The following is a 24,619-nucleotide window of genomic DNA, read 5'->3' as shown; positions in this document are numbered from 1 at the left end:
GGCTGGGCGGCCCTCCAGCTCCATACCGGAACACGCGTCTCGGCAAACCCGACCGTCGCAAGATGTCACGCGGTAGTAACGCGCTGCAACCCCTCTGCTCGGTTCGGTTCACTCCTCCCAGGAGTTTCCGGTCCGCAGGCGGGTGAGGATTCTCGACAGTAGCCGGGAGACGTGCATCTGGGACATGCCGAGTTCGGTGGAGATCTGGGACTGTGTCAGATTGGCGAAAAAGCGGAGCATGATGATCCGCCGCTCCCGTTCGGGGAGTTGGACCAGCAGATGGCGGACCATGTCCCGGTGCTCGACATCGGCCAGTGCGGAGTCCTCGTAGCCGAGCCGGTCCAGCAGGGCCAGGCCGCCCTCGTGCTCCTGGGCGGCCTCCAGGGAGGCGGCGTTGTAGGCCCGTCCGGCGTCCAGGCAGGCGCGCACGTCCTCCTCGGGGATCCGCAGGTTGGCGGCGATCTCGGGCACCTTGGGTGCCCGCCCGTGCATCACGGTCAGCTCCTCCATGGCGCCGCTGACCTGGACCCACAGTTCCTGGAGGCGGCGCGGCACGTGCATGGTGCGGACGTTGTCGCGGAAGTACCGCTTGATCTCGCCGAGGATGGTCGGCAGCGCGTAGGTCGGGAACTGCACCCCGCGGGTCGGGTCGAAGCGGTCGATCGCGTTGATCAGGCCGATCGTGCCGACCTGGACGATGTCGTCCATCGGCTCGTTGCGGCTGCGGAAGCGCGTTGCGGCGTACCGCACCAGCGGGATGTTGATCTCGATCAGGGCAGCTCGGACCCGTTCGCGCTCGGGGGCGTCGGAGGGCAGCTCGGTCAGCCGCTCGAACAGGACCCGGGTCAGCGTCCGGACGTCCACCGAGCCGCGCCCACCGGCCTGGCGGTCCTTGGGTGACCCCTCCTCGCCGGCCTCCGGCGTGCTGTCCTGGATCCGCATGGAACGTCACCCCTCCCTTGGTCGAGTCCTGCGGTCGAGTCGCTTCTGCGTGGTTGCTTGGGTCGCCCCACCACCCCATCAGATCCGGCAAAACCGGTCATAGCATCACAAGTCGTGCATAGTCCCGGCAAGTACCGCATCGAGGCGTGTTGGCTGATTGCCGGCGGTTCCACGGGCATGCAGAAGCCCCCCGGCTCGTCGCGGAGTCGGGGGGCCAAAGGGTCGTTTGGATACGATCTGTCCTGCGGGCGGTGCCTCAGACCTCGATGTCGGCGATCACCCAGGTGGCGAACTCACGCCACCGTGCGGCCGCAGCCTGGTGGGCCTCATGGCCGATGTACGCCTGCAGGGCCTCGCGGTCCGCGACCAGGCTGTTGATCGCGTAGTCGTACGCGATGTCGCGCTCGGTGGTGTTCCAGCCGCACTCCCACTCGCGCAGCTCGGGGATCAGCGACCCGAGCTCCTCGAAGGACCTGGCGCCGGCGAGCACGCGCTCGTCGTCCTTGCTGACGCCTTCGTTGAGCTTGAACAGGACCAGGTGCCGGATCACGGTGCCACTCCTAGCGGCCGAGGGTGTGGGCGGACCCCGCCACCGTATCCGCCCCGGGCGCCGGTCATCTCACCAGCCCGGTCATGAAGGTTCCCACCGCCTTGGCGGCGTCGGAGATCCCCACGAACCCCGACTGCACCAGTTCCGCCGCCCTGGCGGGTGATGTGATGATCGTGTAGATCACGAAGATGAGCAGGAGATACGTGCCGATCTTCTTCGCCTGCGCCATCGCCCGGGCCTGCCTCCCTGCCATGGGCCGCCGGCCCACCCCGGGCGCCCCGCTGCTTCTGTTCGGCAGCTTATCCACCGGATGGCCGATCGGGTGAGTGGCGCGTTCACCCGGCGGGGCGAAGGTCCCTGGGACTGGGGCCCTTTCTCCGGATGCCGCGGGTCGTCCGGTGCCGCACGATGGGTTGTGTACCGAGGATCTGGCAGGAATCCCCGGTGCGTGGATCCGGAGCTCCCCGCTGTGGGACCGGGTGCCGTGGCTTCCCCCCGATGCGGCACCGGTTGTGGGACCTCCGCCGGGGGAGCGGCCCGTCCCCCCGGGGTCGCTCCCCCTCCGAGACCGACACCGGTCGCGAAACGGCTCCGCACTCGCCGGGCAATGGTGGTCAAAGCCCGGACGAGTGCGGAGCCATTCTCGTGTCGGCCGGCAGGCCGGCGGGCAGGTCGCCGCTGCCTGCGCCGCGGGGCCTTACGCCTCCGGGACGCCCTGGCCGTGCACCTGGTCCCAGGCCTCGGAGACGTAGCGCTCGCGCTCGATCAGGCTCAGGCCCGGGAAGTACTCCTTGAGCCGCTGCACCACGACCTGCTCCGGCTCGTTGCACTCGTGCAGCAGGAATGCGGCCTTGTGAACGATCTGGCTCTCCATAGCGGGTTCCTCCCTCTTGCACGCCCGCCCTGTGCTGACGATGCGGGGATCAGCATAGAGGCCCCGGATATATGACAATGAGCCCGGACTGTCACAGTCCGGGCTCATCATCGTTACTGCTCATGGCGGTAGCGGTGGGATTCGAACCCACGGTGGAGTTGCCCCCACACACGCTTTCGAGGCGTGCTCCTTTGGCCGCTCGGACACGCTACCGAGGGAGACTCTACCGGACGGGTCCGGCCGGAACGAAATCCGTATCCGGGGAGCACTCAGCGCTGGGTGTCGAAGAAGTCGCGCAGCTGCTCGGCGCAGTCCTCGGCCAGCACACCGGGGATGACCTCGGGGCGGTGGTTGAGGCGCCGGTCGCGGACCACGTCGAAGAGCGAACCGGCGGCACCGGCCTTCTCGTCCAGTGCGCCGTAGACGACCCGGTCGAGGCGGGAGAGCACGATCGCGCCCGCGCACATGGTGCACGGCTCCAGCGTCACCACCAGGGTGCAGCCGCCGAGCCGCCACTCGCCCGCCCGCCGCTCACCGCCGTCCTGGTCCGACGCGCTGCGCGCGGCCGCGTTCAACGTCGCCGCGGCCTCCCTGATCGCCACTATCTCGGCATGGGCGGTCGGGTCGCCGACCGCCTCGCGCTCGTTGTGCCCGCGCCCGATGACCGTGCCGTCGGGCCCGAACACGAGCGCCCCGACCGGTACGTCTCCGGTGGCGGTGGCCAGCGCGGCCTCGTCGATGGCGAGGCGCATCAGGTCAGTCCAGCGGTCGCGTACCGGATCGGGGCGTACGGGGGCCGGGAGGGGAACGATCTGCATGGCACCAGTGTCGGACACCGGTGGGGCCGCTATCGCACCGCCTCCAGCACCTCGCCGCAGCCGAGCGCCTCGGCGATCTCGGTGAGTGCGTCGCCGGGCACGGCGCCCTCCCCGCTGAGGTCGAGCAGTTCACGGGCGGCGACACCGAGGTCGGCCAGCAGCTCACAGTCGCCGAGCGGGCCGACCGGAACCCCGCCCGGACCGGCGGCGGCCCGGTCGTCCTCCTCCTCGTCCTCCTCGTCCGCCTGGCCGTCGGTCTGGCTCTCGGCGTCCTCCTCGTCCAGCTCCGACACCAGGGCGTCGAAATCGTCGTCGAAGTCGCTGTCGCCGACCCGTTCCACCAGCTCGTCGGTGAGCACCGAGCCGTACGAGCTGCGGGCCGCGGCCGCGCCGTCGGAGACGAAGATCCGGGGGTCGTCCTCGCCGTCCACCCGGATGACGGCGAACCACGAGTCTTCCTGTTCGATGAAGACCAGGACGCTGTCGTCGTCCTGGGCGGCCTCGCGGGCCAGGTCGGCCAGATCGGCCAAGGTCTCGACGTCGTCTAGCTCTGTCTCGCTCACATCCCACCCGCCATCGGTGCGAGCAAGCACTGCAGCGAAGTACGCCACCAGGGACACTCCCAAGATTGGTCTCGGCTGTAGGCGATCTCGGGCGAACGCGGTCTGGCCGCCCCCGCGCCAGAGGCGGTCCGCTGTTCGGACCGTCCCACCGGCATCGTGACAGAAAGGCTGCCGCTGCGGGGGGTGTTCGGCAGCGCGTCTTTGCAGGTCGTGTCGGAATGGCCGACCGAGCGCCGACCGATCGGCGGCAGGTCCGTCAGATGCGGAAGGTTCGCATTCGCATTGCTTCACGCATACGGCGCTCCTTGGTGCGACGGGGCTGCACCCGCTCACGCAGCTCGCGTGCCTCCGCGAGCTCGCGCAGAAAGACGGCGCGCCGTCTGCGGCGCTCCGCCGGGGTCTCGGGTGCGGCCGGGGACTCGTCTGTCGAGCCGGGCCCGGGGTCCGGGTTGCTCTTCATAAGGTGCGACATTCCCAGAAGTGTTCGGTTGATACCACAGAAAAGGTCTCGGTTCGGACATTGCCGGAGGTTCGCGGCGGGTCGTACGTATGTGCCCGAGCCCGTTATCGTCGAACCATGCGTCTCCACGTCGTCGACCACCCGCTGGTCGCTCACAAGCTCTCCACCCTGCGCGACGAGCGCACCGACTCGCCGACCTTCCGGCGCCTGACCGACGAGCTGGTCACCCTGCTCGCCTACGAGGCCACCCGGGACGTCAGGACCGACCAGGTGGAAATCACCACACCGGTCGCCGTGACCACCGGAACCCGGTTGAGCTACCCGCGCCCGCTGGTGGTGCCGATCCTGCGCGCCGGGCTCGGCATGCTGGACGGTATGACCCGGCTGCTGCCGACCGCGGAGGTCGGGTTCCTCGGCATGGTGCGCAACGAGGAGACGCTGGAGGCGTCCACCTACGCCACCCGGATGCCGGACGACCTCTCCGGCCGCCAGGTCTATGTCCTCGACCCGATGCTGGCCACCGGTGGCACGCTGGTCGCGGCGATCAGGATGCTGATCGCCCGGGGTGCCACCGACGTCACCGCCGTGGTGCTGCTGGCCGCGCCGGAGGGCGTCGCGGTGATGGAGAAGGAGCTGGCGGGCCTGCCCGTCACCGTGGTGACGGCCGCCGTCGACGAGCGGCTCAACGAGAACGGCTACATCGTCCCCGGCCTGGGCGACGCGGGCGACCGCCTCTACGGCACGGCGGGCTGACCCAGGGCGTACAGCCCGGCGCACAGACGCACGCGAAGGGGCCCCGGTACTGGACCGGGGCCCCTTCGCGTGCCGCGTCTGCGGGTGTGTGTCAGCAGTTGCCCGGGGCCGAGGCGGCCGGGGATGGCTTGGTCGCCGCTTCGAGGGCGGTGGCCGCCTGGGTCGGGTCCAGCAGGGCGGCGAAGGTGTCGCCCAGTACGAAGTCCACGCTCGCGTCGGTCCGGCTGTCCGTGGTGGCGGCGGAGCCGGCGGCCTGGGAGCCGAGCAGGGTGGCCGCGCCGATCCCGGCCGGGCCGCTGATCACCTGGACGGTGCCGGGCACCTTCTTGTCCATCGCGCTCGGCGCGTTGCCGACCTTGCCGATGGTGAAGCCACGCTTCTTCAGCTCGTCCGCCGTGCGCGCGGCGAGGCCGGCCTTGGCGGTGGCGTTGTAGACGTTCACCGTGACGGCCTGCGGCTGCGGGACGGCGGTGCTCGTGGCGGCGGGGGCGGCCGGAGCGCTCGCGGGGCTCTGGGAGGCGGCGGGTGATCCGGAGGCGGCGGGTGATCCCGAGCCGGACGCGGAGCCGGAGGCCGGCGCGGCGAGCGGCTTGCCGGCGGCGGGGGAGGCGCAGGCCTGGGAGCTGGAGGGCTTGGTCCTGCCGCTGAAGATGCCCACCAGCTGCACGCCGCCGAGCGCGATCAGGGCCAGTGCGAGGACCGCGCCGATCACGGCGAGCACCTTGCGGCTCTTGCGCGGCGGGCGTCCGAGGCGGGGGTAGGAGTTACCGGTGATCCGGTACTGCTTCCCCTTCAACCCCTGCGGAGTCAACATGCTCACAGTCAGTCTCCCCCTCGTGCCAGGGCAGGCTCGGTGATGGGTACGGCCAGCGACGGATCTTCGGCCGGAGGGTGGCGACCGCCGGACAGTTCGGCCGTACTCAGCAGATTAGTGCCAGAGTGGCCGCGAAGGTACTAAATGATCATCATCTGGAGTATGCGGGCACTCGAAAGGATGTACCGGAGCCCCGAGTGCTCGCCACCGGCGATGACTGATGCTCAGGACGCACGGCAGCGCCGTTCGGTTCGCGTTCGATCCCCGCTCTCCCCCTTCGGGTTCAGTCCATTTCGAGCACGCGTGCGTGCAGCACCTGGCGCTGCTGCAGGGCAGCCCGCACCGCCCGGTGCAGCCCGTCCTCCAGGTAGAGGTCGCCGTGCCACTTCACTACGTGGGCGAACAGGTCCCCGTAGAAGGTGGAGTCCTCGGCCAGCAGGGTTTCGAGGTCCAACTGTCCCTTGGTGGTCACCAGCTGGTCCAGCCGCACCGGGCGCGGCGCTACGTCCGCCCACTCGCGGGTGCTGATCCGGCCGTGATCCGGGTACGGCCGTCCATTGCCGATGCGCTTGAAGATCACACGGAAAGCGTACCGTCACGCTGCCCGCAGGCACAGCAAGCGCGACGAGGCCCTGCGAGCGGACGGATGAGGCGATTTCATGAGAGATGTCTTTTTTGTCGCTCCGTGCTGATCGCCGAACAGCTCTCGGCCCAGGGCGCCCCGGTCTTCCTTGCCGACGTCAAGGACCTCACAGCTGCGATCGGCTTCGGCCCGCCCGGCCGGTGCCCGGCTGGGGCGGGAGATCTCGCGCAATAGCCCCGGTGCGTCCAGGCGCCGGAGACGGGCGAGTGCCCGGGTGCCTGGTGGGCACCCGGGCTGCGAGGGTCCTGGGGCTGCGGGGGCTCGGCGGTTGCGGGGCTCAGGCGGTGATCTTGCCGGCGGTGACCAGGGCACGCAGGGCGGTCCGCTGGGTGTAGGCGAGCAGACCCACCGTCAGTGCAGCCATCACCACGGCGAAGGCGACGTGGACCAGGACGGAGGTCACGGCGATGCCGATCATGGCGAGCAGGGCGTGGCTGCCGAGCCGCAGGCCGAGCAGCATGAAGGCGACCTTGCGGGTGCCCTTGCCGCGCCACAGCATCTTCGCCAGCCTGAGCCGCTTGCGCATCAGGGTGAGCGAGACGCCGATGTTGACGAGGGCGAGGACGACCAGCGCGGGCCAGGCCCAGGGGAAGGCGTGCAGGATGTCGAAGGCACCGGCCAGGACACCCTCGAAGCCGAAGAACCAGGTGGGCAGCTGCATCTCCGCGACGGTCGGCAGCGGCTCGGCGGCGGCACCCGCTTCGGCGGCGGTCTGCGGCTGGGCGGTGGCGGCGGTGCTGCTCATGGTCTGGTCCCCCGAGGTTCTTGGTACCGGCCTCGCGCCGGTGACCATGATTCTGCCGTCCGGCCGCCGCTGCGGAACAGGATCAGGGGTCATCCGATCGGTATGACGGTTGTCACGGGCGGTCACCGTGCAGGGCCTTGCCGATGCGGTCCATGGAGGACAGGCGCATCAGGCCGTAGTTGTAGAACTCGACCTCCGGCACGCCGAGTTGGCGCAGTGTGTCGATCTTGGCGGCCAGGTTCGCCGGGCCGTCGCAGTCCTCGGCCATCGGACGGAGGATCACCGCCATGTCCTTGGGGTGCACCCCGTGCAGGGCGAAGGCGGCGACCTTCTCGCGGACGGCCTCCGGGGTCTTCGCGTAGCCGAGGGTCTCGATCTGGTGCGCCGCCTTGGCGAGGGCGGGCAGGTCGATTCCGGAGAGCCAGCCCTTGCCGGGACCGCCGGTGTCCATGAAGCTCAGCCGCATTCCGTGCTGCGCCGCCGCCTCGGCCACCTCGGTGGCCAGTGCGGTGACGGAGAGGGCGGCCGCGTCCAGGTAGGCCGCCACCGCGCCGTCGGCCAGTTCGTCCAGGGCTGCCGGTTCGGCGGCCCGCCGTTCGTCCGCGAGCCGGGCGCGCAGCTCGTCCCGTACGGCCTGCCGGACCTCGGTTGCCGGGACGCCCGCCGAGAGCGCGTTCGCCCGGCAGTGGGCGCAGAAGCAGACGCCCAGCAGCGCCTCCGCGACCGGGCCGAGTTCCTCGAAGTAGCGCTCGTGGTGGTAGCCGTGGCGCAGGCCGTGGAAGTGCAGCGACTCGGCGCGGATCGCGTCCACGCCGTAGCGGGCGAACTCGGCCACCAGGGTGGTCGCGTACCCGCGGACCTCCGGGTTGGCCGGGCACAGCTCGGTCAGTTGGCGATCACCGAACGCGTTGGCCGGGGCGGTGTCCGGGTGCTGGAAGCCGAGCCGGTCGTTGTGGCAGAAGACCGTCCAGGCATGAAGCCTGAGGCCGCGCCGCTGGGCCTGTGCCGCCGCCTCGGCGAAGGGGTCGCGGTCGCCGATCGCGGTGGAGGGGGTGGGCGCGAGCCGCCGCCCGGCCCAGCGGGCCCGGTCCGGGCGGAAGTAAGCGGCGCCGGGCTCCAGATAGCGGATCACCCGGTTCGGGTTGTGCGGGAAGACGTCGCGGGCCTCGTGGTAGACCGAGGCGAGGGTGACGCCGCCGACCCCGGCCCGGTCGGTGAGGTTGCCGAAGAAGGTGTCGGCGCCCTCGTCGAGCAGGTCGGTGGCGAAGGCGAGGACGGACGACTCCACGGGGCGGCTCCGAGGCAGGTGGTGCTGGTCTGGTGGTGCGGGTCCGGCCACGCTAGCCGGGCGGTCGGGTATTGGTCTATACCTGCTTGGCCGGGTCAGAGGCCGAGGTCGTCCAGTTCCTTGAGCAGCTGGGCGCGGGAGGGGTCGGCACCCTGGCCCGCTGCGGGCGAAGGCGTGGCAGCTGCCGCTGCGTCGCGGGGCCGGTCGCCGCGCTCGCGGAAGAACCAGGCGCCCGCGAGACCGCCGACCAGGCCGCCCAGGTGGGCCAGCCAGCTGACGCCGGGGGTGCCGGGCACGGCGGTGTTCAGGATGTAGGCGAAGGAGGCCCCCATCACCATGCCGATCAGGGTGTCGACCAGGTTCCGGTCGAACAGGCCGCGCAGGACGACGTAACCGAAGTACCCGAAGATCACCCCGCTCGCGCCGACCGTCACCACGTGATCGCGCTCGAAGAGCCAGACCGCCGCTCCGCTGGTGAGCGCCACCAGCAGGGTCAGCCAGAGGAACTTCTTCACGCCCCGGTATGCGGCGAGGAAGCCGAAGACGAAGAGCGGCCCCGAATTGCCCTCCAGGTGCTGCCAGTTGACATGAAGAAAGGGTGCCGCAAGGACGTCGGGAAGGCGGATGGGGAGGTGGGCCACGATGCCGTAGTCGAGCGTGAGCCGGTAGTCGTCCGCCCAGTTGGCCAGCTGCACCGCCCAGATGACGCAGAGCAGTGTGAACATCACGAAGAAGGCGCGCCGGGCCTCGGCGATCATCCGGGCCGGGTCGAGTGCGGGGGAACTGTCGGGCGGGGTGTCCGTGGCCATGCCCCCGACTGTACGGCGGCCTCCTAGACTGCTGCGTGGTTATTCACTGCCCTGCCGGTTGAAGAAGGTGCTGCGATGAGCGTCCGCCCGCCCCTGCCCTACGAATTTCTGCCCCAGGTCCCCTCGTTCGAGCTGACCAGCCGTGATCTGACGGACGGTGACACGCTCGCCGACGCCTTCACCTACTCCGGTGCGAACGAGTCGCCGCAGCTCTCCTGGTCCGGCGCCCCCGCCGGCACCCGGAGCTACGCCGTCACCTGCTACGACCCGGACGCGCCCACCGGCAGCGACTGGTGGCACTGGCTGGCCGTGAACCTGCCCGCCGACACCACCGAACTCCCGCGCGGTGCAGGCGCCTCCGACGACACCCTGCCGGGCAAGGCCTCCTTCCACGGCCGCAACGACTTCCCCGACCACAAGTACGACGGCGCCGCCCCGCCGCCGGGACCGGCCCACCGCTACGTCTTCGCGGTGCACGCGCTGGACGTCCCGGCCCTTGACGTCACCCCGGACACCCCGGCGGCCGCGATCGGCTTCAACATCACGTTCCACACCGTCGCCCGTGCGCTGATCACCGGCGAGTACGCCTCCGGCTGAGGCCGGAGAAACCTCCGAACGCCGAATGGCCGGGCACGATCACGAATTCCGAATTCGGGACGGTGGACAATCCGGCCGTTCGGCGATATCGAATGCAAATGGAATAAGGATTCAAGGGAAGCGCTCACGGGCACCCGTACGGGCCGGGCGAAGTACACTGTCGGCGCCGAGCAGCACTACCTGAGGAAGTCAGAGCCGCCATGTCACTGACCGGGAAGCACATTCTGTCCAGCGATCTCTTCGATCGGGACGAACTGGAGCGGCTCTTCGAACTCGCCGACGTGCTGGTGCCGGTGGCCCGGGGTGAGCAGGTGACCCGGGTGCTGGAGGGCGCGGTGATGGCCAGCCTGTTCTTCGAGGCGAGCACCCGCACCCGGCTGAGCTGCGAGACCGCGTTCCTGCGGCTGGGCGGTGCGGTGACCAGCACCACGGGCTCCGAGGTCACCTCGATCTCCAAGGGCGAGTCGCTGGCCGACACCGCCCGTGTGGTCAGCGGCTACTGCGACCTGGTGGTCATGCGGCACCCCGAGGTCAGCTCGATGAACGAGTTCGCGGCGGCCACCAACGTCCCGCTGATCAACGCGGGCAACGGCGCCGGGGAGCACCCGACCCAGGCGCTGCTCGACATGTTCACCCTGCACCGCGAGTTCGGCCGCCTGGGCAGGAGCATGGACGGCCGCCGGATCGCCCTGGTCGGCGACCTGCGCCACGGCCGTACCGTGCACTCGCTGATGAAGCTGCTCTCCCGCTACGAGAACCTGACCATCGCCTGTGTCTCCCCGGCGGAGCTGCGGATGCCGCAGGAACTGGTGGAGCTGGCCGTGAGCCGGGGCCACAAGGTCGAGGAGAGCGAGCAGCCGAGCAGCGGCCTCAAGGACGCCGACCTGGTCTACGCGACCCGGCTCCAGACCGAGCGCTTCGCGGACAAGCCGCTGCCGTACAGCGACGAGTTCCGGATCGACCTCGCGCTGGTCGACCGGGTCTGCCACCAGGACACGGTGATCATGCACCCGCTGCCGCGCGACAGCCGTCCCGGGGCCAACGACCTGAGCACCGACCTGAACCAGGACCCGCGTCTGGCGATCTTCCGGCAGACGGACGCCGGTATCCCGATGCGGATGGCCCTGTTCGCCTCGGTGCTCGGCGTGGACGGCGAGGTGCGCAACTCGATGCGCCCGTCCACCTGGTACCGCCCCGAGTACACCGGGCCGGACGACGCTCCGTTCTACCGGAACGCGGCCCGCTGAGCCGGGGGATCCGCCGCCAGGCCGCGCCCGGCAAGATCGGCCGGACAGGGCCTAGGGGCGGTCGGTAGGCTCGCCGGACGGGCGGGGATCGTACAGCGGGGGAGACGGCCATGGCGGAGCGGCTTGCGGTGGTGTCCGGCGGCGGCACGGGGATCGGAAAGGCGGTCGCCCGGCGGCTCGCCGCCGACGGCTGCCGGGTGGTCGTCCTGGGCCGTCGGGCCGAGACACTGGAACAGGCCCGCAAGGAGATCGACGAGGCGGTCGGCCGGGCAGCCGTGATTCCGGTGGCCGCCGACCTCTCCGATGCCGGGCAGGTGGCGCGGGCGGCGGCGGAACTGGCCGGACTCGGCCCGGTCGACGTGCTGGTCAACAACGCGGGGGCCCTTTCCGGTCCCCCGGCGGACGAGAGCCTCGAAGCACTGGCCGCCGGCTGGCGCAGGAGCCTGGACCTCAACCTGATGTCGGCCGTGCTGCTCACCAGCGCGTTGCAGGACCGGCTGCGCCGCCCCGGCGGTCGGCTGATCGTGGTGGGCTCGGCCGCCGGTCAGCGCGGCGGCGCCGGGGCTCACTCGGCCGGAGCGTACGCCGCCGCGAAGGCCGGGCTGCACGGCTGGGCGTTCGGCCTGGCCCGTCAACTGGGTCCGGACGGCATCACGGTGAATGTGATCGCTCCCGGCTACGTGGTCGACACGGACATCTTCGGAGAGCAGTGGTCGCCGGAGTTCCACGAGGCCAAGATCGCCGACACCCTGGTCGGCCGGGCGGGCACCCCCGAGGACGTGGCGGCGCTGGTCGGCTATGTCGCCTCCCCGGAGGCCGGCTATCTCACCGGCCAGGTGATCGGCGTCAACGGCGGTGCGGTGCTCGGCCGTTGACGGCCCGGCGGATTCCACCCCAAGGGGCGCGGGCCCTGTCGCCGGTCGCTCTCAGTCCTGTTCGGGAGGAAGGTCGTCCTCGGGCGGGGCCTGTTCGATGAGCCGTTCGGCGATGTCGTCCACCCAGGACTGCGCCCAGGCGCGGAGGCGGGCCCGGCCGTCCTCGTCCACGCCGTACGCCGCGAACTCGCGGTCGTCCAGCCAGTCCGCCCTGGCGAGTCGAGCCTGCAACTCGGTGAGGTCGAACTCGCCCCGGGCGTGGCGGCGTCCGAGCTCCTCCAACTCCAGGTGGCTCCAGCGGTCGGCGGCCGCGTGGACGTCGATCAGATCGCGGGCGAGCCCCCGGTCGGTCAGCGCCCGGACCTTGGTGCCGACCACGTCCTCGAGCGCGAGCACCGGACCGTACTCCGTCTGCACCGGAGGCCGCCAGAACACCTCCTTCAGCAACTCGACCTCGCACCCCTCGGTGCTCACCGGATCCAGTACGGCCAGCCGGGCCGACACCGCACCGGTCTCCAGCTGCCGTACCGCCCACCCGCGCCCGGCCAGTCCGGACCGCATCCGGGCCGCGATCTCCGCCATCGGCACCGGACTCTCGGTGGCCACACCCAGAACGTGGGCCGGACGCTCGACCAGCCCGTGCACCTGCACCGCGCAGCCGCCGCCGAGTACGGGCCCGTACGCCGCACCGACCGCCAGCAGATCGGCCAGCAGCCGCTCGTGCACGACGCCGAGCTTCATGCCGCGCGCTCCGTGGGGCGCGGGCGCAGGATGGAACGGTGGTGCGCGATCATGTCGTTTCCTCATGTCTGAGGTCGGTGGGGTACGACGCCGAGGAGCACGTACTGGAGATCGAGTTCGTGACCAGCACGGTCTACCGGTACACGGCGGTGCCTCGGCGGGTCCATCGGGCGCTGCTCGCCGCCGACAGCCTGGGCCGCTACTTCAACCGGGAGGTCAGGGGGCGGTACGAGTACCGCAAGGTGTCCTGAACCCCGAGCGCGGTCACGGCTGCTTCATCCTCGGGTTCTTCCCGGGGCGGTGGCCTTGCCCGCTGCGGCCTCCTTGGCCTCCTTGGCCTCCTTGGCTTCGCGCTTGGCCTGCTGCTTGTGGGCGCGGACCTTGTCGAGCGACTCGGGCCCGGTGATATCGGCGACCGAGCGGTAGGAGCCGGCCTCCCCGTACGCGCCCGCGGCCTCGCGCCAGCCGTCCGGCGTCACCTTGTACTGCTTGCCCAGCAGGGCCAGGAAGATCTGGGCCTTCTGCTTGCCGAAGCCGGGCAGCGCGGTGAGCCGGTCGAGCAGTTCCTTCCCGCTGCGGGCGTCGCGCCAGACGGCGGCCGCGTCGCCGTCGTAGTGCTCCACCAGGTACTGGCACAGCTGCTGCACCCGCTTGGCCATCGACCCCGGATACCGGTGCACGGCGGGCTTCGCCGAGAGCAGGGCCGCGAAGGCCTCCGGGTCGCAGGCGGCGATCCGGTGCGCGTCGAGATCGTCCTCGCCGAGCCGCCGGCTGATGGTGAACGGGCCCAGGAAGGCCCATTCCATCGGGACCTGCTGGTCGAGGAGCATGCCGACCAGTGCGGCGAGCGGGCTGCGCCCGAGCAGTTCGTCGGCGTCCGGCTGCTGCGCGAGCCGAATGGTGATGTCCATACCCGCAATTCTCCCCGCCTCCGCCCGGCCCGCCGCCGCTCAACACGCGGCATCGCTCGTGCCCGCCACTCCTGTAGCGACCGATGTGCGGCAAGGCTGCCGCCCCGTCCGGCCGGTGTGTCGGAGCGGGCGGGGCAAGTACCACCCGATTCGGGGGTTCTCCTCCTGTCGGTCGGCCGGTTCAATGCGGACATGAGGCGAGACAGGGTGGCCGGCGTGGACTCCGACGGGATGCAGAGCGCGATCTGGGCGAAGGGGACGTTTCTGGCACGGCTGGCGGAGAACCAGGCCGAACAGCTTCTGGGGATGTCACGAGCGGTCAGGTACGAGGCGGGGAGCGTCCTGTTGAGCCAGGGCGAGCGGACAACCCATGTGTGCCTGCTGCAACCGGTGGATCCGGGCGGTGTGGCCTGCGCCAAGGTCACAGCGACGCTGGAGAACGGAACCGAGACCCTGCTCAGCATTCGGGTCAGCGGTGATCTGGTCGGTGAGCAGGCGGCCCTGCGCATGGTGCCCAGGGCGGCTACCGTGACCGCCTGCAGTGCCGTACTGGTGAACGTGGTCACCCGGGAACGCTTCCTGGGCTTTCTCCGCGAGCATCCGGACGCCTGGGAGGCCGTCGGCAGTGTGATGGCCGACCGGCTCGACTCGGCAAACCGGCGCCGGCTGGACTTCGCCGCCTTCGACGTTGTCGGCAGGCTCTCCCGGGTACTGGTCGAACTGGTGGAACGGCACGGCCAGCGAGTGGACACAGGTCATGAAATCGGTGTGCACCTCTCGCAGTTGGAGCTGGGCCGACTGATCGGTGCACGCGAGGACGCGGTCGGCCTGGCGATGCGCAGACTAAAGGCCGAAGGGCTGGTCCGCCCGCACTACCGGAAGGTCACCGTGACCGATCTGGCGGCGCTGCGCGGCTTCGCCGAACAGGAATGACCTTGCAGCGCCGACCGGTTGGTCCTCACCAGGCGCCGACGAGAGCCGTCGCCACCCCGAGTGCCAGCATCGCGGCCGTCCAGGGAACGGCCCGGGCGAGGTGCCGGTTCTTGGCCAGCGCGGTCCGGGAGAGCAGGCGCACCATCGCCCAGGCCTCCGTCCGCTGAGCAGCGGCATCCGTCGCCGCGTGTTCGGGACCGACACCGTCGGGGCTGTCGGGGACCATCCCCGTGATGGCGAACCTGCTCGGCGGCGTCGGCGGATCGAGCCTGGGCCGCAGTGCCTGTGCCACGTGGTAGCCGGAGACCAGGAAGGCCACGACGAACCCGGCCAGCAGAAGCACGGTCGGCGTCGGGTGCCGCAGTCCGCTGCGCCCGCCCAGAGCGCTCACAACTGCCACTGCCCCGCCGGTGTGCACCACCAGCAGGGTGTTCACCTTGCTGTCGGCCTGCTGGACGTACCCCTGGAAGGACGTCAGGGCACTGAGAGCCACCTCCAGCGGTGACGGATCGGACGCCAAGCGGTCTTGATGATCAGTCAATGTAGCCTCCTGATCGAAAGGTTGGTCAACCCATGGCACCTCCATAACGAATCGGCGACCCCGCATGAATCAGGGATCTTCTGTGTGAGCATGGTCACTCGCTCCCAGCTTGATCGAACCAGGGGAAGCCGTATGGATCCGGAATCCCGTCGCCGCGAACGCACGAGACTGACGACTCATCGTGTGCACCACTGCATGGAAGGCCGAGCGGACTTGAAGCAGATCAGGGAAATGACTCGTAGGCTCCTGCTGTCGAGCGACGTCAAGGGCTACGGCAAAGGTGATGAGCGCTCCCACCTCGACGTCCAGCGTGATCTGATTCGAGTGTTCGAAGAGGCTTCCGCGGCCGCCGGTCTTGACCGCGAGTCCTGGATCAGGCAGCCGGGCGGGGACGGCGAACTGGCCATCGCGCCCGTCGCGATCTCGGAGGCCCGGGTGGTGGACGACTACGTGGCCGAACTCCAGGCGGCCCTGGAACGGCACAACGACGGCCGCTACCCGGAGCGTTGGCTCCGTCTGCGATTGGCAGTCCACTTCGGGGCCGCCATCCCCGCCGAGAACGGATACGCGGGCCAGGGGGTGGTGCTGGTCAGCCGGCTTGTGGACAGCGACCCGCCGCGCCGTGCCCTGGAAGCGGCTCCGCAGGCATGCCTGGCTGTGCTCCTCTCGGACCAGGTCTACACGGACACCGTGCTGCAACGGCACACCAAGCTCTCGCCGAAGGACTTCCGCGAGGTGCACGTGCAGAAGAAGGAGCGGAGTGTCACGGCCTGGCTCCGCGTGCCCGGGGTGGACGTCCACGCCCTGGACCTCGGGCCGGCCGAGCCCGGCGCGCCCGCTGCGGCCGGGCCCGCCTCGGGGGCCGGACCGGCTGCCTCCGCAGGGCGGGCCGCGGACCAGGCTTCGATGCATGTCGCCGTCAGTGGCCGGGTGAGCGCGCCGGGATCGGTGTTCGGCATCAACAACGGCACGGTGAACAACCACGGGGCGCTTCGATGAGTGCGGACGAGCCGCTCCCCGAGGAGCCCGAACCGGAAGAAGCGGAGACGGACCAGGAGTCCGAGGACGCCTTCGGGGAGCCGTCCGACCAGCCGCTCGATGACGGTGTGCCGCCGGAGGGCGCGGCAGGCGATCGACTCGGCCATGTGCAGCAGCAGTTCGTCATGCAGGTCTTCAACGGGACGGTCGACGCGCGGGGCGGAGTGTTCGGCCACGGCGGGGTGGGTGAAGCCCGGGGCAATCGCGCGCCGCAGCGCAGGCCGGCCGAGACGGGCAGGCTGACGGACGAGGAGGTCGTCGAGGCAGTCACCGGGTATGCCAGGCCGGATGCCTATGGAGGCGCGTTCGACACCCTGTCGAAGCACCATCTGGTCGAGCTCTGGGGCCCGGCCGGAATCGGCAAGCGGACCGGTGCGATCGCCCTGATCTCCGAGCTCGTGGACGGCTCGGTGATGCTGCTGTCCCCGACGCTCACGCTCAAGGAGCTGGCCGCTCGCAAGTACCAGCGGGGGACGGGCTATGTGGTGCCCGGCCGGGTCGCGGACGCCACCTCGGCCGAGGATGCCGACCACCTGTGGCGGCGGCTCCGGAACGCGGTCAGGGATGCCGGGGCGTTCCTGGTCGTCACCACGGCTGTACAGGCTGCCGGACCGCGCTGGCGGGTGGTCTGGGAGCGGCCCGCGCCGCGCCGCCTGGTACTGGCCGCGCTGGGTGGTGCCGAGGTGGCTGCCGAAGTGATCGACCAGGTCCTGGAGCAGGTGCCCGAGGACTTCCGCCCACAGGATCTCGTCGAGGTGGCCCGCAGGCTGGCTGCCGGGGCAACGCCGGAGGACGCGCTGGAGCAGTTCGCGCTGTCCGCCTCGGCCACCGTCGCCGAGTGGTTCCGGGCCGGTCCGAACCCGCGTGCGGTGCTGGAGGTGACGGCGCTGGCGTTCACCGCAGGCAGTGGCGTGCGGACCTACGAGGCCGGACTGGCCGGGCTGGAGACCTGGATGGCCCGGTCCGTGCCCGGTCTCGCGCCGCCACCCGATGCCGAGCCGGAGGAACCGGCCGTGCCGACCCTGCCGGCGAACCGGGAGGCGCTGGTGCGCGACGGCGGCCTCATCTGCACCAGGCAGGTCCCGGACGGCGTCCGTACCCGTACCGTGGTGGCCTTCCGCGACCCGGTGTACCGCGAGTGTGTGCTCGCCGAGCTCTGCGCACGCTTCGACAGCGCCTTCTGGGACGGAGTCAGCAGATGGCTCTCCGGCACCGTACGGTCCGGGCTGACCGTGGACCCGCAGCTCCAGATGTCCGTGGCCTCCGGCCTTGCGCTGCTCGCCCGGCTGGAGGTGCAGGAAGTAGAGCGCTCGTACCTGCGGCCATGGTCCGGAGGGCAGTTGGGCTGGGTCGGCCAGCAGACGGCGGTGTTCACCCTCTGGCTGATGTGCCTGGCCGAGGACGGGCTCGCGCCGGTGGCGCTGAGCGTGGCGGAGGAGTGGGCCGCCGACCGGAGCCGGGCCAGGCGGTGGTCGGCCGTGGTCGCCTTCACCGGGGAGCTCGGGCTGCGCTACCCGCATGAGGCGGTGAAGCAGTTGTGGGCGATGCTGGAGAGCGGTGATCCGCGCCTGCGCGAGTCCGTTCAGCAGGCGCTGGCCAGGCTCTTCGGCATCCTCGCCTCGGCCGGGGCCAAGGCTTCGGTCATCACCGGGTACCTGGAGCGCAAGCTCCCGCCCGTCGACAGCAGAACAGCCGTGGTGCGTCCGCCCGTTGTGCTGCTGGAGGTGCTGCACGCCCTGCTGTCGACACCGGACGAGCGGAGCGGCGGCCCCGCGGTGATGTCGTACCTGTGCGACCGGCCGGAGAAGACCGAGCAGATCGCTCGTATCTGGGCGGCAGTCATCTGCTACCGGCCGCTGCGCAGAGGGGCGTTGACCGCACTTGCGGGAGGTCTGGAAGAGCTGGAGCTGATCGACCGGGACACCGCGGCGATGACCGCCGGCCGGCTCGGGGAGGCGCTCGCCGCAGCGCTCCCTGTTCGTGAACGAGACCTGTTCACAGCGGACTTGGCCAAGGTGATGGCCAACTCCCACCGTCGGCCCGAGGCCGACGTGCTGACCGAGGTACTCCTGGCGGCGGTGAGCAGAAGCCACCGGCGCACAGCTGTGGAGGATGGAGCATGATCAAGCCGTATCCCGTCGTCGAGCAGCGCCCGTTGGCCGACCCGCCCAAGCGCGGCCCGTTCGGCCTCGGCACCCGTCGGCGATCGCCGGAGGAACTCCCCCTGGTGGCAGGGCACGAGGTCCTCGTCTACCGGGTGGCGGGCCGACAGGTGCTGGACACCGGCCGGCGGAGGCTGGACGACGAGCAACTGGTCGCCGCCGACCACGTGAGTGTGGTCGATCTACGACGGAACGCCCCGGTGACGGTGCAGCTCAGCATCCCGTCGGCCGAGGCGGCGGAGTTCACCGTCGAGGTGACCTTCCTCTGCTCCGTGATCGACCCGGCCGTGGTCGTCACGGAAGGGCAGGACGATGCGCAGCGGTCACTGCTGGCGTACCTGCGCAGGCACAAGCGGTTCTTCGAGCTCGGTCTGGACTACCGGATCGGCCAGATCACCACCGTCCGGCGGAACGTCAACGCCCAGGTGATGGCGTACACGGCGGAGGTGCCGCCGCACATTCCCGGCCTGGTCGTCTCGCTCGCCAGCGTCGAGGTACTGGAGCCGGACGAGCTGATCGGCTTCCAGCGGCAGCGGCGTGACCAGGACCGCACCAATGTCCTCGCCTACGAGAAGCAGCAGCAGAACCACACCCTGGACGTCCAGCGGCAGCAGCAGGACCAGGAGATCCAGGAGGACCAGCGCAGGTTCGACCAGGATCGGGACCTGGACAACCAGACCCATGAGCAGCTGCTGGCGAGGGAGGAGCAGGAGTTCCGGCTCCGCCAGACCGCCCAGTTGCACCGGCTGATCGGTGACAGCCCGGAGGCGGCGGCCTACCTGGCACAGGCATCGGGGGAGATGACCACCGCAGACGTGCTGGCGCAGTTGCAGGCGAAGGCGGCGCTCAAGCGCGAGGACCGCCGGGAACTGGCGGATCGGCGCTGGGAGCGGAAGCAGGAGCTGATCGAGCAGAAGCAGCAGCGCAGGAAGGAGCTGGAGGAACGGATCAGGTCCGACCAGAAGGAGCGGGAGGCGCTGGACCGTGAGCTGGAGAAGGAGCTGGACGCAGGCCGCCGTGCGGACCTGCAGTGGGACCGGACCACGACCCTGGAGGTCGTCCGTGAACTCTTCAAGCGAGGTTACGGCGACCAGGCGCCCGTCGACTTCGAGCGGCTGCTGGCGAAGCTGATCACCACGCCTGAACTCGGAGGCTTCGAAGCACAGCAGGAGCTGGGTCCGGCGCCGGAGCAACCGGAGGCGCTGGAGGGCCCTGCGGCAGAGCGCAAGCGCCTGGCATACGAGAACTCGGACGTGCTGAGGGAAGAAGATGACGACTGAGCTTCGGCTGGGCCCTGAGGCTCCGGACTCTCCTTCCGGACCTGCCGGTGAGCAGATTCCGGCCGTGGAGCCTTCTCGGGACGGAGAGCAGCCGCCCTTCGCCGGAACGCTGTTCGGTGGCGGCGAGGACAGGCCCGACGTGCTGGTCATGCCGCCGTTGCTGGTCCGCCCCGCACCGCCGTCCGGTCCGCTCGGCCGCCGCATCCGCAGGATCGCGGGCGTGGACGAGGACATCCTGGACTGGGTGCCGGAGGAGCGGCGTCGGTACACCTGGGTCGGCCTGATCGTCATCAACACCGGTGTCTTTGCCGGAGCTTCGCTGCTGAGCGCGATGAACCGGTTCCTGGGCGTGTCCTGGTATCTGCTGCTTCTGCCGGCCCTGGTGTGGGCCTGGGCCATCATGTGCCTGGACGGTCTGCTGATCACCAGCTCCCACGGGCGGGTGACCGGGGGTCTGTGGCGGGTGCTCCTGCCCCGGCTTGCGCTCTCCGTCCTGATGGGGCTGTTCATCGCGGAGCCACTCGTTCTCCGAGTGTTCCAGCCGGCCATCCACCAGGAGGTCCAGGAGCAGCGGCTGAAGGACATCGGCGACTTCCAGGACCGGTTGCACCGCTGCAATCCGTACTCCGGGGAGCGGCTGAGCACGGGCGAGTGCCTGGACAACCCGGTCACCGTGCGGAACCCGCCGCTCGGTGCGCAGCAGCGACTCACGGATGCCACCGCCGAACGGGACAAGCTCAAGGCCGTTGTCGCGGATCTGAAGAAGCAGAAGGACGAGAAGGAGGCTCTCTCCCACGACGAGTGCACGGGAAGGCCGGTCACCGGCACCACGGGACGAGCAGGGGAGGGGCCCAACTGCCTGCGGGACCGGGAGGAAGCGGACCGGACGACGGCCAAGTACGCCGAGCAGCAACAGAAGCTGGATGCTCTGGATGCTCAGGTGATCACACTCATCGGCGATGCCGGCACGGCTACCCGGACGTACACCGAGCAGGTCAGCGCGGAGATCGACAAGGCGGTGGCGGCCAGGAAGGCCACCCAGGGCCGGATCGACATCCTGGAGGAGGGCAGCGCGCTTCAGCGGCTGGCCGATCGGAGCCTGACCGTCCGGGTGAACGAGTGGCTGCTCCGCCTGCTGCTGATCGTCCTCGACTGCCTCCCGGTCCTGGTCAAGGTGATGAACGGGACCACCGCCTACGACCGGCGGGTGGCACGGCAGCTGGCGGCGGACGAGAGCGTCCACAACGCTCAGAAGGACCTGGAGGAGCGCCACGGCGTGATCGAGGCGGAGCTGCGGCGGCAACGGCTGGAACATGAGTACCGCGAACGCATCAAGGCGCTCCATCAGGCCGATGCCGACAAGGAAGCGCGGGACGCGGCGGAGGTGGACGCGCGGATCGAGGCACTTGCGGCCCGTTTCCGCCGTCAGGGCAGCAGGGCCGGGAGGACCCCCGTCACCGATCCGGACCTGCTCGTCTGACGGTTCTCCGGTGCGCCCGGGGTGACGTTTTCCCTGTACAGCCGGGTCGACCGGCGCGCGGTATGACGCTGATCACACGCGTATCGGTAACGCTGCGCATATCCCGATGCGTCTCAGTCTGTGGAGGAGTTCGTCCCACGACCGAATCGGAGACCGGACTGTGCGTGCTCACCCAGGTGGCGGGGCCGAGGAGGAGATACCCGGCGGGGCGTCGGCCGCTGCGGCCGACGGGCCTGCCGGGCCGGCGGCTGCGCCGGACGCGCTCGCCGAGCCGCGCCGGCGGAGGCGGCGCCGGCTGCGGCCGGACTACCCGCGCCGTGGCCGGCGCGGTGTGCGCCGCTGGCTGCCCTCGTGGCGGCAGCTGGTCGTGGTGCTGCTCACCGGTGTCGCCGCGCTGACCGGATTCGTGGGCTGGTTCTACCTGACCACGGACGTCCCCGACGATCTCAATGCCTTCGCCACCCAGCAGAACAACGTCTACTACTGGGCCGACGGCACGGAGATGGCGCGCATCGGGGAGACCAACCGGCAGGAGGTGCCGCTGGACCGGGTGCCGGACGCGGTGCAGTGGGCGGTGCTCTCCGCCGAGAACGCGACCTTCTACTCCGACCCCGGGGTGTCCGTCTCGGGAATCGCGCGCGCGGTGTACAACATGAGCACGGGTGGTGACACCCAGGGCGGTTCGACGATCACCCAGCAGTACGTCAAGAACATCTACCTCAACCAGCAGCAGGACGTCTCCCGCAAGCTCAGCGAGATCGTCATCGCGGTGAAGCTGGACCGGCAGATGAGCAAGCAGGACATCCTCGACGGCTATCTGAACACCAGCTGGTTCGGGCGGGGCAGCTACGGCATCGAGCGGGCCTCCGAGGCGTACTACGGCAAGGACGTGTCCGCGCTCAACCCGAGCGAGGGGGCCTTCCTGGCCGCCCTGCTGAAGGGGGCCGGGCAGTTCGATCCGGCGCTCAGTGCGGAGAACCGTCAGCGGGCTGTGGAGCGGTGGTCCTGGATCCTGAACCGGATGGTGAAGAACGGCAAGCTCTCGGCCGCGGAGCGCGCCAAGTACACGGTGTTCCCCGAGCCGAAGGCTCCGCCGAAGGCGGCCGGGCTGGGCGGACAGGTCGGGTATCTGGTCGACATGGCCAGGACCTATGTGGAGAGCCACACCAACATCACCGCCGCCCAGTTCGACCTGGGCGGCCACCAGATCTACACCACCTTCGAGAAGCCGAAGGTCGCGGCGCTGACCGCGGCCGTGCAGGACGCCACCAAGAACCTCGACCCCGAGCACCGTCCGGTGGATCAGCACGTCAGGGTGGGAGCCGCCTCGGTCGCACCCGACGGGCGGATCCTCGCGGTCTACGGCGGGCCCGACTATCTGAAGCAGGGCTTCAACAACGCCAACACATCGAACGTACCGGTCGGTTCGGCCTTCATGCCGTTCGTGTACGCCGCCGGGCTCGACCAGGGAGTCCAGCGCCAGCGTGACGGCGGCCGGACCCAGGTGCTCCCGACCACCACCTACAACGGCAACGACGGCGCCAACGTGATGACGCCGGAGGGACCGTACTGGGGGCGGGACGGGAAGATCGTGAAGTCGGCCAACGACGGGAAGAAGGACTGGGGTCCGGTCAGTCTGCGGACCTCCGTCGAGCAGTCCGTCAACGGGCCGATGATGCAGCTCGGGATGGATGTCGGCCTGGACCGGGTCCGGAAGACGGCCGGTGATCTGGGCCTGCTGCCGGACAGTATGGGCGAGTTGGTACCGGCCTTCGCGCTCGGCAACTCCACGCCCAGTGCGGTGCGGACCGCCGACGCCTACGCCGCTTTCGGCGCCGGCGGCCACCACACGGACCCGTACTCGGTGCTCAGGATCACCCGGAACGGCGATCCGATCGCCCTGAGCCTGCCGTCCTCCGTCCAGGTGCTCAGTCCCAAGGTCGCCGGCCAGGTGGACGACGCGCTCAAGGGCGCGGTCCGTAACGGGAGCGCTCGCGCGGCGGGCGCGGCCGGGTCCGAGGTGGCCGGGAAGACCGGTACCACCCCGGACCGTACGGCCGGCTGGTTCGTCGGCTACGACGGTCAGTCGTCCACGGCCGTCGCGGTCTTCCGGATGGATCCGAAGGACCTGAAGCTGCTTCCGCTGGAGGGAGTCGGCGGGGCGGACTCGGCCACCCCGGACTCCGCGCTCCCGACCGGGATCTGGACCGCCTATACGAAGTCCGTCGGAAAGGGCCGCTGAGGTGCGGGCGGAAGGGCTACTTGACGAGACGTGACCAGTCGGCAGGCTGCCCGGGGTCGAGCTGGCGCAGCTTGTCGAGCACCTTGGGGTCCTGGGCGTCCAGCCAGTCGGAGAGCTGGCGGAAGGAGACGCAGCGGACGCCGTCCCGCTTGCAGACGCTCTTCATCACGTCCTCGATGGCCTGCATGTAGATGCCGCCGTTCCAGGTCTCGAAGTGGTTTCCGATGAACAGCGGTGCCCGGCTGCCGTTGTAGACCCGTTCGAAGCCGTTGAGGTACCCGTTGCGGGTCTCCTTCTCCCAGGCGTCGTACTTCTTCGGGTCGCCCTTGGTGTTGTCACCCGACTGGTTGGCAAGGAAGTTGAAGTCCATCGACAGGACCTGGACGGGCTTTCCGGGGTAGGGCAGCAGTTGCAGGGGGAAGTTCCAGATGCCGTTCTTCTTCGACGGCCAGACCTGGAAATCGCCCGGGTTGCTGGCGTCGTACCGCCAGCCGGACGCCTTCTCGGCGGGGAGCAGGGTGTTCTGACCCTCCAGGCAGGGCGCGCGGCCGCCCACCAGCTCCTTGCGGTAGTCGAAGGGCAGCGGCGGGACGTCCTTGAAACCGGTGTTGGTCTTCCAGTTGGTCACGAAGGAGACGGCCTGGTCGAGCTCGCTCTGCCACTCCTGGGTGCTCCAGTCGCCGCCGCCCTTGGTGCCGCAGAAGTGGCCGTTGAAGTGGGTGCCTATCTCGTCCCCGTCCAGCCAGGCCTGGCGTACCTGCTCCAGGGTGTCCTTGATGTGGGCGTCGGTGGGGAAGTCGATGGCGGCGGTGCCGACGTCGTGCTGCGGCGGGTGGTAGAGCGCGCGCTTGGAGTTGGGCAGGGTGTAGATGCCGCTCAGGAAGAACGTCATCTGGGCGTTGTTCTCCTCGCCCAGCTTGCGGAAGCGCGAGAACAGGTGGTCGTCGTTCTCCAGCGCACCGTCCCAGGAGAACACCACGAACTGCGGTGGCTTCTCCCCGGGCTTCAGCTTCTCGGCCTTGGGCTGCTTGGGCTGTGGACCGGTGTCGGAGGTGGAGCCGTCGCCGATCACCTTCACCTTGCCGTCCCAGCTGGCCGAGGGGCTCGGGCTGGGGTCGGCACTCTGGCCGGGGCTCTGGCTCTGGCCGGGAGTGGCACCGTCGGCGGCGGTCGGTCTGTCCTTGGAGTCGTGGCCTCCCGGTGCCAGGGCGAGGGCCGCGACGACCCCTGCCGCGAGTAGGACGACCGCGCCGCGAGCAGTCCGCACCGTCATGGCCCCCGATTCTCAGAACAACAGTCAGATGATGTTTCGG

Annotated in this window: 27 protein-coding genes and 1 tRNA gene; 11 read left to right on the top strand and 17 right to left on the bottom strand. The window is 70.0% G+C overall.

What is annotated here, in order from left to right; genetic code table 11:
* Positions 1 to 108 precede the first annotated feature (108 nt).
* The 8 genes from P3T39_RS02275 to P3T39_RS02240 all read right to left on the bottom strand — a co-directional run bounded on the left by P3T39_RS02275 (position 109) and on the right by P3T39_RS02240 (position 4,219).
* A complete protein-coding gene (locus P3T39_RS02275; RefSeq protein ID WP_280695546.1) occupies positions 109 to 942 on the bottom strand; it encodes an RNA polymerase sigma factor SigF in 834 nt (277 codons plus the stop codon).
* 256 nt (positions 943 to 1,198) lie between these two features.
* Positions 1,199 to 1,492 carry a Dabb family protein gene (locus P3T39_RS02270; RefSeq protein ID WP_280695545.1) on the bottom strand — a complete coding sequence of 98 codons (294 nt, stop codon included), beginning with the start codon at positions 1,490 to 1,492 and terminating at the stop codon, positions 1,199 to 1,201.
* A gap of 64 nt (positions 1,493 to 1,556) precedes the next feature.
* Entirely contained in the window at positions 1,557 to 1,721 is a 165-nt protein-coding gene (locus tag P3T39_RS02265; RefSeq protein WP_280695544.1) for a hypothetical protein, read from the bottom strand.
* Between the two features lie 468 nt (positions 1,722 to 2,189).
* Positions 2,190 to 2,366, bottom strand: coding sequence for a hypothetical protein (locus P3T39_RS02260; protein ID WP_280695543.1), 177 nt, complete (start codon positions 2,364 to 2,366; stop codon positions 2,190 to 2,192).
* Positions 2,367 to 2,489: 123 nt separating this feature from the next.
* Positions 2,490 to 2,579 (bottom strand) — tRNA-Ser (locus P3T39_RS02255).
* A 56-nt stretch (positions 2,580 to 2,635) separates the two neighbouring features.
* Entirely contained in the window at positions 2,636 to 3,184 is a 549-nt protein-coding gene (locus tag P3T39_RS02250) for a nucleoside deaminase (RefSeq protein WP_280695542.1), read from the bottom strand.
* 29 nt (positions 3,185 to 3,213) lie between these two features.
* Positions 3,214 to 3,747 (bottom strand): hypothetical protein, encoded by a 534-nt coding sequence (locus tag P3T39_RS02245; protein ID WP_280695541.1) that lies wholly within the window; start codon positions 3,745 to 3,747, stop codon positions 3,214 to 3,216.
* Between the two features lie 256 nt (positions 3,748 to 4,003).
* Positions 4,004 to 4,219 carry a hypothetical protein gene (locus P3T39_RS02240; protein WP_280695540.1) on the bottom strand — a complete coding sequence of 72 codons (216 nt, stop codon included), beginning with the start codon at positions 4,217 to 4,219 and terminating at the stop codon, positions 4,004 to 4,006.
* A 105-nt stretch (positions 4,220 to 4,324) separates the two neighbouring features.
* Here P3T39_RS02240 and upp point away from each other — a divergent pair, with 105 nt between their 5' ends.
* The gene (gene upp, locus P3T39_RS02235; protein WP_280695539.1) at positions 4,325 to 4,960 is read left to right on the top strand and encodes a uracil phosphoribosyltransferase; all 636 of its coding nucleotides are present in this window, start codon (positions 4,325 to 4,327) and stop codon (positions 4,958 to 4,960) included.
* A 91-nt stretch (positions 4,961 to 5,051) separates the two neighbouring features.
* Here the strand turns inward: upp and P3T39_RS02230 are convergent, their stop codons facing one another.
* The 5 genes from P3T39_RS02230 to P3T39_RS02210 form a co-directional block, all read right to left on the bottom strand.
* Complete coding sequence (locus tag P3T39_RS02230) at positions 5,052 to 5,774, bottom strand: LytR C-terminal domain-containing protein (protein ID WP_280695732.1); 723 nt, start codon at positions 5,772 to 5,774, stop codon at positions 5,052 to 5,054.
* A 283-nt stretch (positions 5,775 to 6,057) separates the two neighbouring features.
* On the bottom strand, positions 6,058 to 6,354 hold the full coding sequence (locus P3T39_RS02225) for a type II toxin-antitoxin system VapB family antitoxin (protein ID WP_280695538.1): 297 nt from the start codon (positions 6,352 to 6,354) through the stop codon (positions 6,058 to 6,060).
* Between the two features lie 340 nt (positions 6,355 to 6,694).
* Positions 6,695 to 7,162: a hypothetical protein gene (locus P3T39_RS02220; RefSeq protein ID WP_280695537.1), complete on the bottom strand. Its 468-nt coding sequence runs from the start codon at positions 7,160 to 7,162 to the stop codon at positions 6,695 to 6,697.
* Positions 7,163 to 7,274: 112 nt separating this feature from the next.
* Entirely contained in the window at positions 7,275 to 8,450 is a 1,176-nt protein-coding gene (locus P3T39_RS02215; RefSeq protein ID WP_280695536.1) for a hypothetical protein, read from the bottom strand.
* A 95-nt stretch (positions 8,451 to 8,545) separates the two neighbouring features.
* Positions 8,546 to 9,259: a rhomboid family intramembrane serine protease gene (locus tag P3T39_RS02210; RefSeq protein WP_280695535.1), complete on the bottom strand. Its 714-nt coding sequence runs from the start codon at positions 9,257 to 9,259 to the stop codon at positions 8,546 to 8,548.
* Positions 9,260 to 9,334: 75 nt separating this feature from the next.
* Between P3T39_RS02210 and P3T39_RS02205 the strand changes: the two genes are divergently transcribed.
* From P3T39_RS02205 to P3T39_RS02195, 3 genes are all read left to right on the top strand, one after another.
* The gene (locus tag P3T39_RS02205; protein ID WP_280695533.1) at positions 9,335 to 9,856 is read left to right on the top strand and encodes a YbhB/YbcL family Raf kinase inhibitor-like protein; all 522 of its coding nucleotides are present in this window, start codon (positions 9,335 to 9,337) and stop codon (positions 9,854 to 9,856) included.
* 200 nt (positions 9,857 to 10,056) lie between these two features.
* Positions 10,057 to 11,103 carry an aspartate carbamoyltransferase gene (gene pyrB / locus P3T39_RS02200; protein ID WP_280695532.1) on the top strand — a complete coding sequence of 349 codons (1,047 nt, stop codon included), beginning with the start codon at positions 10,057 to 10,059 and terminating at the stop codon, positions 11,101 to 11,103.
* 110 nt (positions 11,104 to 11,213) lie between these two features.
* Positions 11,214 to 11,978, top strand: coding sequence for an SDR family oxidoreductase (locus P3T39_RS02195; protein ID WP_280695531.1), 765 nt, complete (start codon positions 11,214 to 11,216; stop codon positions 11,976 to 11,978).
* Between the two features lie 51 nt (positions 11,979 to 12,029).
* Here P3T39_RS02195 and P3T39_RS02190 read toward each other — a convergent pair whose 3' ends face one another.
* The gene (locus P3T39_RS02190; protein WP_280695530.1) at positions 12,030 to 12,719 is read right to left on the bottom strand and encodes a nucleotidyl transferase AbiEii/AbiGii toxin family protein; all 690 of its coding nucleotides are present in this window, start codon (positions 12,717 to 12,719) and stop codon (positions 12,030 to 12,032) included.
* Between the two features lie 41 nt (positions 12,720 to 12,760).
* Here P3T39_RS02190 and P3T39_RS02185 point away from each other — a divergent pair, with 41 nt between their 5' ends.
* Positions 12,761 to 12,970 (top strand): KTSC domain-containing protein, encoded by a 210-nt coding sequence (locus P3T39_RS02185; RefSeq protein ID WP_280695529.1) that lies wholly within the window; start codon positions 12,761 to 12,763, stop codon positions 12,968 to 12,970.
* Positions 12,971 to 12,994: 24 nt separating this feature from the next.
* Here the strand turns inward: P3T39_RS02185 and P3T39_RS02180 are convergent, their stop codons facing one another.
* Positions 12,995 to 13,630 (bottom strand): HhH-GPD-type base excision DNA repair protein, encoded by a 636-nt coding sequence (locus P3T39_RS02180; RefSeq protein WP_280695528.1) that lies wholly within the window; start codon positions 13,628 to 13,630, stop codon positions 12,995 to 12,997.
* Between the two features lie 192 nt (positions 13,631 to 13,822).
* Between P3T39_RS02180 and P3T39_RS02175 the strand changes: the two genes are divergently transcribed.
* Positions 13,823 to 14,563, top strand: coding sequence for a Crp/Fnr family transcriptional regulator (locus P3T39_RS02175; protein WP_280695527.1), 741 nt, complete (start codon positions 13,823 to 13,825; stop codon positions 14,561 to 14,563).
* Between the two features lie 25 nt (positions 14,564 to 14,588).
* Here P3T39_RS02175 and P3T39_RS02170 read toward each other — a convergent pair whose 3' ends face one another.
* Positions 14,589 to 15,104 carry a hypothetical protein gene (locus tag P3T39_RS02170; protein ID WP_280695526.1) on the bottom strand — a complete coding sequence of 172 codons (516 nt, stop codon included), beginning with the start codon at positions 15,102 to 15,104 and terminating at the stop codon, positions 14,589 to 14,591.
* 231 nt (positions 15,105 to 15,335) lie between these two features.
* Between P3T39_RS02170 and P3T39_RS02165 the strand changes: the two genes are divergently transcribed.
* The 5 genes from P3T39_RS02165 (at position 15,336) to P3T39_RS02145 (ending at position 23,306) form a co-directional block, all read left to right on the top strand.
* On the top strand, positions 15,336 to 16,103 hold the full coding sequence (locus tag P3T39_RS02165) for a hypothetical protein (RefSeq protein ID WP_280695525.1): 768 nt from the start codon (positions 15,336 to 15,338) through the stop codon (positions 16,101 to 16,103).
* Positions 16,100 to 18,265, top strand: coding sequence for a hypothetical protein (locus tag P3T39_RS02160; RefSeq protein ID WP_280695524.1), 2,166 nt, complete (start codon positions 16,100 to 16,102; stop codon positions 18,263 to 18,265). The genes P3T39_RS02165 and P3T39_RS02160 overlap by 4 nt, the downstream gene beginning before the upstream one ends.
* Positions 18,262 to 19,584, top strand: coding sequence for a hypothetical protein (locus tag P3T39_RS02155; protein WP_280695523.1), 1,323 nt, complete (start codon positions 18,262 to 18,264; stop codon positions 19,582 to 19,584). Before P3T39_RS02160 ends, P3T39_RS02155 begins: the two co-directional genes overlap by 4 nt.
* A 64-nt stretch (positions 19,585 to 19,648) precedes the next feature.
* Positions 19,649 to 21,064 (top strand): DUF4407 domain-containing protein, encoded by a 1,416-nt coding sequence (locus P3T39_RS02150; protein ID WP_280695522.1) that lies wholly within the window; start codon positions 19,649 to 19,651, stop codon positions 21,062 to 21,064.
* Positions 21,065 to 21,224: 160 nt separating this feature from the next.
* Entirely contained in the window at positions 21,225 to 23,306 is a 2,082-nt protein-coding gene (locus P3T39_RS02145) for a transglycosylase domain-containing protein (RefSeq protein ID WP_280695521.1), read from the top strand.
* Positions 23,307 to 23,322: 16 nt separating this feature from the next.
* Here P3T39_RS02145 and P3T39_RS02140 read toward each other — a convergent pair whose 3' ends face one another.
* Positions 23,323 to 24,579, bottom strand: coding sequence for a hypothetical protein (locus P3T39_RS02140; RefSeq protein ID WP_280695520.1), 1,257 nt, complete (start codon positions 24,577 to 24,579; stop codon positions 23,323 to 23,325).
* Between the last annotated feature and the right edge of the window lie 40 nt (positions 24,580 to 24,619).

Source organism: Kitasatospora sp. GP82 (genome assembly GCF_029892105.1).
Taxonomy (GTDB): Bacteria; Actinomycetota; Actinomycetes; order Streptomycetales; family Streptomycetaceae; genus Kitasatospora.
The sequence above is the reverse complement of the archived record's forward strand: the minus strand, read 5'-3'. Positions and strand labels throughout refer to the sequence as shown.